The organism is Enterobacter sp. Li2LvB3, assembly GCF_056156645.1.
The window spans coordinates 52,912-63,708 of sequence record NZ_JBSICG010000031.1 but is presented as its reverse complement, the minus strand read 5'-3'; the positions used below and the strand labels follow the sequence as shown (position 1 = coordinate 63,708).

Annotated in this window: 11 protein-coding genes; all 11 read right to left on the bottom strand. The window is 54.6% G+C overall.

All coding sequences use genetic code 11. The annotated features are described in order from the left end of the window. Positions 1 to 187 precede the first annotated feature (187 nt). From ACS603_RS21085 to trbC, 11 genes are read right to left on the bottom strand one after another with little or no spacing between them, the layout of a single operon-like run. On the bottom strand, positions 188 to 745 hold the full coding sequence (locus tag ACS603_RS21085; RefSeq protein ID WP_474944886.1) for a hypothetical protein: 558 nt from the start codon (positions 743 to 745) through the stop codon (positions 188 to 190). Positions 746 to 747: 2 nt separating this feature from the next. After that, positions 748 to 4,176 carry a conjugal transfer mating-pair stabilization protein TraG gene (traG, locus tag ACS603_RS21080; protein ID WP_474944885.1) on the bottom strand — a complete coding sequence of 1,143 codons (3,429 nt, stop codon included), beginning with the start codon at positions 4,174 to 4,176 and terminating at the stop codon, positions 748 to 750. Beyond that, positions 4,176 to 5,537 carry a conjugal transfer pilus assembly protein TraH gene (traH, locus tag ACS603_RS21075; RefSeq protein WP_474944884.1) on the bottom strand — a complete coding sequence of 454 codons (1,362 nt, stop codon included), beginning with the start codon at positions 5,535 to 5,537 and terminating at the stop codon, positions 4,176 to 4,178. Before traH ends, traG begins: the two co-directional genes overlap by 1 nt. Next, positions 5,530 to 5,934 carry a hypothetical protein gene (locus ACS603_RS21070; RefSeq protein WP_474944883.1) on the bottom strand — a complete coding sequence of 135 codons (405 nt, stop codon included), beginning with the start codon at positions 5,932 to 5,934 and terminating at the stop codon, positions 5,530 to 5,532. The genes traH and ACS603_RS21070 overlap by 8 nt, the downstream gene beginning before the upstream one ends. Beyond that, positions 5,931 to 6,194, bottom strand: a complete 264-nt coding sequence (locus tag ACS603_RS21065) for a hypothetical protein (RefSeq protein ID WP_474944882.1) — start codon at positions 6,192 to 6,194, stop codon at positions 5,931 to 5,933. Before ACS603_RS21065 ends, ACS603_RS21070 begins: the two co-directional genes overlap by 4 nt. A 17-nt stretch (positions 6,195 to 6,211) precedes the next feature. Further along, positions 6,212 to 6,823 (bottom strand): F-type conjugal transfer protein TrbB, encoded by a 612-nt coding sequence (trbB, locus tag ACS603_RS21060; RefSeq protein WP_474944881.1) that lies wholly within the window; start codon positions 6,821 to 6,823, stop codon positions 6,212 to 6,214. Next, on the bottom strand, positions 6,813 to 7,031 hold the full coding sequence (locus tag ACS603_RS21055; protein WP_474944880.1) for a hypothetical protein: 219 nt from the start codon (positions 7,029 to 7,031) through the stop codon (positions 6,813 to 6,815). The genes trbB and ACS603_RS21055 overlap by 11 nt, the downstream gene beginning before the upstream one ends. Next, entirely contained in the window at positions 7,028 to 7,516 is a 489-nt protein-coding gene (locus tag ACS603_RS21050) for a hypothetical protein (RefSeq protein WP_474944879.1), read from the bottom strand. Before ACS603_RS21050 ends, ACS603_RS21055 begins: the two co-directional genes overlap by 4 nt. Before the next feature lie 9 nt (positions 7,517 to 7,525). Then, complete coding sequence (gene traF / locus ACS603_RS21045) at positions 7,526 to 8,314, bottom strand: type-F conjugative transfer system pilin assembly protein TraF (protein ID WP_474944878.1); 789 nt, start codon at positions 8,312 to 8,314, stop codon at positions 7,526 to 7,528. Continuing rightward, on the bottom strand, positions 8,311 to 10,170 hold the full coding sequence (traN, locus tag ACS603_RS21040) for a type-F conjugative transfer system mating-pair stabilization protein TraN (RefSeq protein ID WP_474944877.1): 1,860 nt from the start codon (positions 10,168 to 10,170) through the stop codon (positions 8,311 to 8,313). Before traN ends, traF begins: the two co-directional genes overlap by 4 nt. After that, entirely contained in the window at positions 10,167 to 10,790 is a 624-nt protein-coding gene (gene trbC, locus ACS603_RS21035) for a type-F conjugative transfer system pilin assembly protein TrbC (protein WP_014063887.1), read from the bottom strand. The genes traN and trbC overlap by 4 nt, the downstream gene beginning before the upstream one ends. Positions 10,791 to 10,797: the final 7 nt, after the last annotated feature.

The following is a 10,797-nucleotide window of genomic DNA, read 5'->3' as shown; positions in this document are numbered from 1 at the left end:
ACTAAGCCAACGACTGCTAATTGTTTTAATTTCATGATTTCGTCCTGTGCATAGAAATACATCCCCGTTAGCGAGATACAGCTAACAGGTTTGTTATCGGCAGAATTGGTGAGAGATTTAGATTTCTGAATTAGAACACCGTGCTCAGAAGGCTGAACACGGTGTTTATCAATTTAACGGCGGATGTCTAATTTATGACTTTCATTAGTTTATTTATAAAGGCACCAACACCATATTTAGTCACTTGAAGATTAATGGTTATGGATGTTGCAAAGATTGCTATAGCCATCACAATTGGTGTTGAAAACAGATAAATTTCATTCTTAAAGGACATTACACACGTCAATGTTAATGCAAGTGCGTAAAATACAAATCCTTTAAACAGTGCCTTTTTAAAAATGCCTATTAACGGTGTGTTGTCTCTAACGTCCTGCGGAATAGAATGGTAAAGGGTAACGTATGGCAAGAGCATCAGTCCTTGAATCAAACCGACAAACACAGACATATATACTGGTATTGCATCACCTGAAAGAAGATAGCCAATTAAGAGGTTAACACTAAAATCAACATGGTTAGAATGAGCGCCTGCAACCCCAAAAGTTAAAGTAGACAGCATAATACCTAACAGAGGCACAACAGACGCTATTTTAGCAGCCCTCATTGTAGAGGGTACTGGACGATTAGTATCTGATACACCGTCTAATATTGCCTTAACATCACGATTAACATCATTGAATGTCAACATGTTCACCCCACTCTTTTCCTCAATTCTTCAAGATTTTGCTTATGTTTCTCAATTTCAGCCCCGTGAAAGAAAGGCACATCTTTCTGCCTCAAATCCTCCACCTTTTTACCTTCTAAAAATTGAGACTTTATATTTTCACTTTCTCCTTTAAGGATATCACTGGATGTCTGAACAGTGGATTGTTTTTTACCAATTTCCCCAGCAGATTCGTTGATTTTATGCTCATTTTCAGATCTTTGTTCCGCAACCCGGCGCTGTATATCATTTTGCGGCTCAAAACTTCGTCCCGACTGTTCGTGCAGTTTTACCTGATTTCCCTTAAAGGCATCCTGCATTGTATTACCGGAGGTTCGACCGCTTTCTGCTGCACCGACAGTATTATCGCTTTTCACCCCATGCGTCCGGATAGTATCGGATTCTTGTTCCCGAATATTCGCGGAATGAGAATCTGCCTGATGGGTGCGCTCAACAGAACCTGAACTCTCTGCCTCATAACCGGCTTTTCCGTTCTGGCCACCATTAGCAGACTTGGTATAGGTATTCACACCATCATGTGGAGCTGCTGTTGATTCCTGATGACGTGTAACTCCCGAATGAATTTCTCCCTGAGCAGAGTCGCCGTATGAGCCAGAACCGGTATTATCGACACGATTCTGTTTATCAGATGCATACAGGTTGCGCCCTTCTGATGCTGATGACTGTTCAGTTCTGTATTCAGTTCCAGAGCCCTCCGTTGAATATCCTGTCTTCCGGCCCCCCTCTGATCCGCCGGCAACATCCGTCATTCCGCCGGTGCCCTGATGACTGCCTGAATCAGAGCGGCTGGCCGTATCTGCACCGTATGACTCTGTAGTCACTGCGCTGTACCTGACTCCTCCATCTCTCGGCGTGTCGCTTCGTTGCTGCGGCTGAGTGTCAGGCTGCACAACATGCTCACCACTAAATGCCGCATGTTCTGCTCCACTGGCAAGATCTGAACGGCCCTGCTGATAATCACCGGTAATTTCAGGTTTCAGTCGTTCGTTAACGAACTCCATCGCCGCTTCACGCGCCGTCGGTGCACTGGTCAGCATGGACTGAGCCTTGTCACCGTATTTATTAGCTGCCCAGTCGACAAATTCCTGAGTGTAGTTCGTATCAAGGCTGGCACTCTGGTTCTCCGCCATCGTGGCCATCCGGCTGAACTCATTGCTCTGGGTAGAACTGGTGGTGTACTGATGGTACTGGCTTTGTGCGTCATTAAGTGTGGCGGCCAGTTGCTGAACATTGCTGCTTGCCGCATTTTCTGTATGGCTCGCACCATCTGTCACACGACTACTGGTAACCATATCCATACCCTGACGGAAATCATTAACCGCCTGGCTGTTCTGGTCATGTCGCATATCCTGATTACTGGAATGCGTCTCCTGTGTGCCATGAGAACTCCCACTTGCTCCCTTAACTTCTGCCCCGCCATGAGCTTCAAAACTAACACCTGTAGCCCATTTTCCAATCTTGCCAAATGCCTGGTCACCAGTATTAAACTTACCGCTGACACCTGCATTAACGCTGCCTTCCTGCGATTTTGTCATCAACTGGTTATAGGCTTCCTGCGTGGAGACGTTGTTCGCTTTCGCATAGCTCTCCGCTGCGGACATCATCATGCTGGCCCCGCGAGAAGCATTCGTGGCCTGGCTGTTTTCGCTGCCTTTGCTGAGGCTGTCGCTGGTTCCCGTCTGGCTAGACACCTGCGAAAGCTGTGACCACCCGCTGGTAACGCTGTGGTTGTAACCGTCGAGTGCTGTCTGGGCCTGTACCTGCGACTGCCGCGCCGACTCCTGGAATCCGCTGCTCGCCAGCTGGCTGAGTTTCATGTTCACCGGCAGGTTTGACATCGCCCCGGAACCATCGATAACCGTATGGCCACCGGCAGTCTGGGTCTGTGTCGAACCATTATCCGACTGCCAGGTCTGCTGGCCCTGACGTTGCATCAGGTTCGTGTCCATCTTGTTCTGGCTGACGTTATCCATCGACATGTTATTAAACGACCAGTTGCCGTCTGCCGTCGTTGCCGACACCCCTGCGGAGGTGAATGCAGCCGAACTGAGCACACTGCCCGCCACCTGAGATCCCATCGCCGCCGCCCCTTTCGTCAGGTAGAACGAAAGCAGAGGGATGGACAGCGACAGATACCCGGCCAGGTTCGCCACATCAGAGTGCTGCAATGCCACCACATTGGTATTGGCCAGCACCAGCGCGGTGCTGCCGGTTTTGGTCTGCAACCAGAAGTTAGCGGCAAAGTTCAGAATGGCAAACATGATGGGCCACATCTGGAAGTAGATAAAGCCGCAGATATACAGCTTCAGCGTGTTCAGGCCAAAAAGACTGTGGTTGGACGCTGCCAGCGCGATCATCAGCGGGAACAGACACACCAGGATCAGCATCAGAAGCGACTGCGCAAACGGCAGTGTGCGGGTCGCCAGCTCATTACCGGCGGCCCAGCTGAGCCGTTGTTTCATTGCCGCGTTCTCGGTTGCCAGATTGAGTAGGTTCGCGGTGTCAGAAGACCGCGCAGCAAACCCTTTCACGCCCTGCCGCACCGCGCTGTTGGTGATGTTGTTCTTCATGATTTGCGAAGCACTCAGCCCGCCGGCATAAAAGTACCCGTAGCTTTCGCCCATCGCATTCGCCAGAAGGGTCGCTCCGTTCACCTTGTTGCCGAAAATTTTATTGGTCAGCATGGTGAAGGTGGCACTGGCCGGATTTCCTTCTGCATTGGCCAGAGAGTTAATCTGCGAGGCCGCCTGCTGGCAGGTCAGAAACTGACGGGTGGCATCCGTGGTTTTGAATATCCCGCGCAGCGGACTCGGGTTACTGGTGATAAGCCCCAGCGGGTCGGTGGAGTTCAGCAGCTGGTTCACGGTGTACTTGTGATTCAGCAGAATGTCACCAATCACGCAGTTTTCCACGTAATCCGGCAGCATCTGCGCCAGCTCCGGGTTCTGCGTGGTAAAATCACTGGTTTCCGCCACAATCTGTGAACCAAACAGCATCCCGCTTTTGCTGTAGGTGACCGAGTCCGGTCTGGACATCAGCATGTCGTATACCGACGCCATTTTGTATCCGATACTGGTGGTCAGTGACGCAATCGCCGCCAGCCCCACTGGCACGTTGTCGGTTTTCCAGACCGCAGCCGGATCTGACAGGTCGATAATCTGCACAGAACGCTTGGGAACCAGCAGGACAGAGGTCAGGATCATGAAGATGGCCAGCCAGTGCACCATGACCATCGGGTTACGCTGTTTGATGAAGGAAAACAGGGCGGCCAGCACCCCAAAGGTGCCGGCAATACGTAACAGTGTACTGAACGTGTTCATCCCCAGCAGGGTGACAATGGCGTCCAGCGCCGTTTTCCACATCCCCCCGCCATAAATAGTGTAAATTTCTAGCATTAGCCACCCCAGCGATAGTTGCTCTGATAAGAGCCGGAAACAATGGTCGATACCTGCTGTTGCAGGTACTGCATGTTGCGGTCAATGCCATCCAGCGCATTCTGGTCAGCGGCCGACTGGAGTTTCATGTCAGCCAGCAGCCCCTGGGCGTGTATGACGTTGTCGCGCAGTTTCGCAGCGGCTTCCTCCGGGAAGTTTTTGCCGGCAAGCGACAGGCTCGCCTGTTTAACCAGCTCCTGGAGGTACTGGATCATCAGGTCCTGCGCGATGAAGTCAGCCACCTGCAACAGATAGGTCGCGCTCTGTCCCATGCTCTGGGCGTTGGTCAGGTATTTCAGGACAGGCACCGACGTGGTGTTCACAAACCCTTTTTCCTGATCGGACAGCGCATTGTCATCGACCAGTTTGTTCTGCATCGACAGCATCAGGTTTTTGACCAGCGTGACCAGCGCATTGGATTCGCTGATGGTCAGGTTCACGACAACCGGCGTAAGACAGAGTGTGGCTTCATCGCAGCCGTAGACCTTTGCCGTCCCGCCGCGCATCAGCACTTTAATCAGATCACGGTTATCAACCAGTGGCGTCAGAATGGTGACGTCTCCGTCCTTGTTGAAGATGATTGAGCCAACCGTACTCATCACCAGCTCCTTCAGCGCACGGTCGTTGCCCAGCAGGCCGTTTTTACTCAGCGTGTCCCAGATCAGGTTCTTGTTTTTCAGTACCTGGTCTTTTTCATCGTCCCCAGCCTTGCTGGTCACCTTGTCACTCTGTCCGCCTACGGTGCAGCCCTGACGGGATGCCGCCCAGTCGGCAAACATATTGGTTTCGCCCGAAATGTCCTGACAGATTTTCTGTTGCGATACCTGCGTGACCGGCCACAGCCCGCCGATAATGCCCTGCGCCGCCTGACACGAACTCATGTTCATGCTGTTCACATCGTTGGCCAGTTTTTGCAGGAAGTCTTTTGCCTGCTTAAGCTCGGGCACCATCGTCTGAAGCGCCAGGTCAAAGGCATAACCGGCGGCGTTACTCATGATTTGTTTTACAAATCGCTGAATTTCTTCCCCGCTGATCATACTGAACGACCCCAGATAGGCATCGATACCGCCGCAGCCGGCGTTCAGGGAGGGCAACTGCATGGAGATGAGCTGGACGTTTTTGACGGGGTTTCGCAGATAAACCGACCCCCCGGAAAAGTACCCGGCTGCCTGTCCCTGCCAGGCCTGTGCCTGAGACACGTTGCCGCTGTAGCCCAGACTGCCGAAGAACCCGTTCAGGTCGCCGTTAACGTCCGCCTGCGCCGGCAGTGCAACCAGCCCGGCCAGAAAGACAATGCCTGCCGTTATCAGTGCCTTAATCATGGGGCACCTCCGCTCTCTCAGGCTCCGTGACGTTGTCTTTTCGGGTCATCCGGCGGTACAGGTATTCCTCAAGTTTGCCCACACAGCACAGAATGCAGTGCAGTATCAGTACTGCAAACAGACCACTCATGATCGCCCACAGGAGATACTGCGGATAATGGATGAGCAGCGAGAGGGTAAACTGTTCAGAACGAACAAACGGCTCCGGCATGGCAGCCAGCGTGTTGTCAGCCCACCACGCATAAACCCTTTCAACGAAGATAAAGAAAACCAGGCTGTACAGCAGTTTCAGCGCGAATAAATTCGCCCACTGCCGGGACTCTTTGCCCCCCTCAGAGCTCTTCATCTGTTTAATGAAGCTATTGCGGACACAGGTTTTCAGTCTGGCGAATTTCATGCGATCTCCTCACGGGGTTTTCGGGACAGGGTCTGTCGGCAGACGTACAGCCCGGTGGCCGTAAAAAAGAAGCCGACACTCAGCGAAATGAGCAGCAGCACCGGCACGTCCTGAAGGTATAGGGTCATATCCGGGCGGGACAGTGCGCTGACCACGCTATGGGCCAGCGTCCCGTAAAACGCGGCGGATGCCAGCAACGTCATGCTGAACAGCAGCCACACGCGCTCGGCACGCGATAATGCATACGATGTTGTAGTCATGTTGAAGTCCGGTAGTCTTACTGAGGGGTGACCTGCGTACTTGCCGGCATCGGCGGCAGCGTTTTCGGGTCGACGTTATCCAGGTCAGCCTGAATCAGGCTGGCCATACGGCTTTCCAGCGTGGGAATTTCCATCACGCCCTGCGTCAGCGGGTACGCCTTCAGGGTGTTGACGTTGACCACAAAGGCGGTCGGCGTGGCGATGGGCAGACCGTTGCCAAAGAACGTGACGATTTCATCCGCTATCGGCGAGTTCGGGTCCGTCTTGCGGGGGATCATCGGCGTCGGGAAAGACCCGTCCCCGCCCCCGTCCAGGGTGTACGGGTACACCCTGATATCGTGCTGGTCAGCCCAGCCTTTCAGCAGCGGGTCGAACTTCGCGCTGTACTGGCAGTGGGCCTGCATAAAGAGCACCACGGCATAATCCTTCATATTGGCCTTGCGCCCGTCCGGCAGCGACATCAGGTTGACCGGCGCGGGAACCGGAATGGTGGAAGCGGTGATGGCTGCGGCGTCAGCGGACGGGGCCATTTTTGTCGCTTCAAGCGCCATTAACTCCTCCCTCGCCCCGGCCAGCGCCAGCAGCGGTATGGCAATCAGCAGGGCGGTGAGTCCGGATTTAATGTTCATGGTCGACCTCCTTGCTGCCCTGCGTTCTGTCATACCGGAACCAGCGATATCCGGCGGCAATCAGCATTCCGGCCGCCCCCACCCACATCCCGTTACATAACCAGAGCAAGCCCTGTTGGGTATGCTCAGGAGACAGGGTCATCAGCTCGCTCAGTACGCGCGCCATCGTTCCCCAGAAAATCAGTCCTGCGAGAAGGGATGTGTTCATTCGTGTTTTTCCTTTTCTTGTAGTACCAAAGCCGAATGTTTGTCTGGTGAAATACGCTTTTGGGCGACACGGGACAGGTTACGGGGAAAAAACCACAGACAACTGCCAAATATCGCCGCCAGAATCCAGAGGTTCCACAACACGGAATCCGTTGAGCGAACCCATGAATCGCTGTCCACGGGGCCACGCTCACATAACACTTCAGGCGGCGCTTTCTCTAAAGGAGGTACAGGCTTTAACTTCTCTCCGGGTTTCGGTAGTGAGGGGCGTATTGCCATCTCAGGCTCATTAACGCACCCCATCACCTTGCCGGCAGGCACACCGTCAGTCAGGCCATGAAAAGTCGTCAGGAACTGCCGGGAAAGTGAACCGTCAGAGGCCGCGAACATCACAAAGACATACATCAACAGGGCCGGGCCGAGGACAAAGGAATACAGGGCGAACCGTCCTGCATCACGGATGAGGGTGAAAAGTGTATTTAGCATAAGGCGCTCTCAGGAATTCGGTTTAAAGCCGGTGGCCACGTTCAGGAATCGCTTCGACAGGTCATCCTGGGTCATGAAGCCGTAGGACAGGGCACGGTAGTTTTTGCTGGCCGGGTCGACCAGGAAGAGGGCCGGGAAGTGGGTGATGTTCATCGACCTCGACTGCCCGGTGTCCGGGCGGCTCTGCGGCAGCGTCGCCGCCACCTGGCCATCCACCGATACCGGAATAAGTGATATTCCGTTCGTTTTGGCAAAGTCGGCCACCACACCCGCCATCTGCACATCAATCGGGTCACTGCCCCGGTAGAAGTAAAACAGACCGTACTGATGCGCCAGCTGCGTCACCGCGTTCTGCCGCGACTGCTGGTCACGCGTCTGCACAAACGGGGCCATGCTGTTGTAGTGCGGGTATTCCAGGTTGTAATCGAGATCCGGGTGACTCAGCTGCGCCGCTGCAAAGGACTGGCTGAACATCGACCCCCGGTCAGTCCAGAACTTCTGCCAGCGCAGGAACGTGGTCGTATTCTCTTTTGTCGGGTACAGGATGGCGCGGTTAAGCGCCTCCATCGTGTACCCGCGCAACACTTTTGCCTGCTCCTGCGCGGACAGCTTACTCATATCCGGTACAGCCTGCGGCGCGGGCTGCGGCGGTTTTTTGGGCGACTCGGCAGGCTTTTTCGGTTCGTTGTACCAGGCCCAGCCGGTAAACGGGTCAGCCGGTGTCACTATCTCTTCAGCCAGGGCTGACTGACCGGCAAAGGCCAGCAACAGCCCCCAGAGGACACATTTTCGTTTCATTTACTTACCCCCTGCTGGTTCACCTGGGCGGCGATACGATCCTTGATTTGTTTCACCTGCGTACTGGTGTCAGGCACTTTCTGGTTTTTCATCAAATCTTCGTAGAAGTCCGCGAAGTTGATTTTGTCGAAGTCGATACTCTGCAATTCCGGCACCGTGATCCCCCGGCAGTCAGGACTGCTGCCGCTGCCAAACTTCACGCCCAGCTGGTCACGACGCCCCTGCTCCTGAATGATGCGGGCGAGTTTGCCGTCAAAAACGCAGTAAACATGGCTGGTCTGGAGACATACGCCGGCAACCTGACGATCGCAGCGGTCACCCACACTGACGGTAATCTTCTTGGCTTTCGCCTTGCCGATGGCCATCTCATCATCGTTACAGGCCGATAATCCGGTGTCCTGGCCCCAGCCAGAGTCCTTACAACAGTTGGAGAATCCCGCGAATGCTTTACGACAGCTCATGGCCTTACCGGTAAAAGCTCTGACGTTAATGGTGGAGTTCTGGTCCCTGACGTCTTCAGCAGCAGAGGCCAGGCCAGCGAGTTTGGCCACGGCAGTGTCAAACCCGTTATCCCCCGCCCCGTTGGTGTCGTCGCAGTCCCCTGACTTGCAGATATACTGGCCACCGCAGACCAGGCCCGTGGACGAATGCACCGTCTGGCACTGATAGATGTAGTCTTTATGGGAACAGGTGCCGTCAATGTACTCAGAGCAGGTTTCACTCGCTTTGGTACAGGCGGCATTGCTGGTCAGAGAGGCGCAGGTGCCGGTCGTGTTCTCGCTGACCAGATAGGTATCGGTGTACTGCCAGCAGTCGCTGTGAACTGTCTGTGTGACGCCATCAACAACCACCTGCCGGTCACCGCCTTTGATGGTGCAGACCGAGCCGGTTTTCTTTCCGCCCGGGCTGTCCGGACAGACAGACGGGGTCGTCGTCGACGGGACCCAGACTTTCACCGTTGTCACGATGGTGATTGTCGCCGTGATTTTGGCGAGGGCATCACTGTTAGGGTATTTTGCCGACATGATCGACGACATCATCTGGTCTATATAGTCAGAAACATCATTTGTCAGTGTCCCGCGCAGCATCCCGTCAGCCGGAACAACCTGCTGGGCCACATCCACATCAAACGTGTTATTCACATTTTTCAGCTTCTTTGATGTGCCGTAAAACGTCAGTGTGGAGCTGAAAAACGGGTTTCCGCTGCTGCTTTTTTGCGACGTGGTAATTGAACCTTCCAGCATGGTGGCCCCGGGTTCATCCAGCGGCAGCGCAAACTCCAGCGTGTTGTCATTGATTTTCTTGAACACCAGCGTCGCCGGCGAGATGACCACGGTTTTCGTGGACACCTGGTTTTCATAATGGCCGGTAATCTGCGTGTCGCGGGTACAGGTCTTTGACACTGCCACATCGGCGCTACAGGAGTAGTTATCAAACGTCGATTTTGACACGGTCGTCTGTGTACACTGCTGGCTGCTGCCATCCATGATCCCGTCAGCCGTGCCCTCCGCGTTCTTACCAATGGTGATAAAAGGAGCCTTCGGATCAATGGCGGGGGCCGGGTTTGTGGTCCCGGAACTGATCACCGACTGTGCGGCATCATTGCCCTGAAGGGCCGCCTGCCCTTTGCTGGCCAGCCCACCGTCTCCGCCACTCACGCCACCGTAATACCCCTTCTCCGGCGGGTTGGCGGTATAGCCCGGAATGGCGCTGGTCACCGTACCGGGATTTTTCAGGGTGTCTGTCCCGCTGGATGCCGTGCCTTTGCCAAAACTTGCCCCCGCATCAAAGGCCGGATCAGCAGCACCGGCCAGGAGCGGAAACAGCATCAGCAGGGTGAAAAGTGACTTTCTCATCGTGCAGCCTCCAGTAACTGGCGGGCCGTTGCGGCACAGTCACCGCTTTCCGCCACCTTCTCCAGTGCCTTTTGCAACGGCAGACTGCCCCGGATGACGTCATAGTGGCCCGGGCAGGTCACCACCAGGGCGGGCACCGTAGTGATCTGGTACTGGCTGAACAGGGTCGGGTCAATTTGCACGCCGGCATCTTTGTCCTCCTTGTTCAGCTCAAACATGACGGCGGCAGTCTGGCGCATGTCGTTGTTAACCAGACCACGTAACGTGGGCGGGATGTTGTAGCGGCGCGCATCCTTCAGCATGGGGAGTAACCCTTCCCGGGGAATGCCGAGACTCACAAAATAGATGGCCGGAAAGGTGTCCTTGTCCCCCATCGTCGTGGTCTGCGCAGCAATATTGCCCTGCAACCGGTTAATCAGATCCTGCTGCGGCTGCGGTAAGACAGGCAGCCCTGCGCCCGGGTCAGGCATTCCTTCTTTCATCGCTGCCAGTGCGTCCTGCTGCCCTTTGATCCAGTTGTGGTCAGAGACGGAGATATCAGTCTGCGCACTTGCCAGAGCCTGTGGTGCGAGCGACACCATGACGCTGATCATCAGCGCCCGGAGATAAGCGGTATTCATTGGCATG

Excerpts from the sequence above, each read along its gene's own strand:
- ACS603_RS21085 (WP_474944886.1), bottom strand. The coding sequence starts at position 745 with ATGTTGACATTCAATGATGTTAATCGTGATGTTAAGGCAATATTAGAC.
- traG (WP_474944885.1), bottom strand. The coding sequence starts at position 4,176 with ATGCTAGAAATTTACACTATTTATGGCGGGGGGATGTGGAAAACGGCG.
- traH (WP_474944884.1), bottom strand. The coding sequence starts at position 5,537 with ATGATTAAGGCACTGATAACGGCAGGCATTGTCTTTCTGGCCGGGCTG.
- ACS603_RS21070 (WP_474944883.1), bottom strand. The coding sequence starts at position 5,934 with ATGAAATTCGCCAGACTGAAAACCTGTGTCCGCAATAGCTTCATTAAA.
- ACS603_RS21065 (WP_474944882.1), bottom strand. The coding sequence starts at position 6,194 with ATGACTACAACATCGTATGCATTATCGCGTGCCGAGCGCGTGTGGCTG.
- trbB (WP_474944881.1), bottom strand. The coding sequence starts at position 6,823 with ATGAACATTAAATCCGGACTCACCGCCCTGCTGATTGCCATACCGCTG.
- ACS603_RS21055 (WP_474944880.1), bottom strand. The coding sequence starts at position 7,031 with ATGAACACATCCCTTCTCGCAGGACTGATTTTCTGGGGAACGATGGCG.
- ACS603_RS21050 (WP_474944879.1), bottom strand. The coding sequence starts at position 7,516 with ATGCTAAATACACTTTTCACCCTCATCCGTGATGCAGGACGGTTCGCC.
- traF (WP_474944878.1), bottom strand. The coding sequence starts at position 8,314 with ATGAAACGAAAATGTGTCCTCTGGGGGCTGTTGCTGGCCTTTGCCGGT.
- traN (WP_474944877.1), bottom strand. The coding sequence starts at position 10,170 with ATGAGAAAGTCACTTTTCACCCTGCTGATGCTGTTTCCGCTCCTGGCC.
- trbC (WP_014063887.1), bottom strand. The coding sequence starts at position 10,790 with ATGAATACCGCTTATCTCCGGGCGCTGATGATCAGCGTCATGGTGTCG.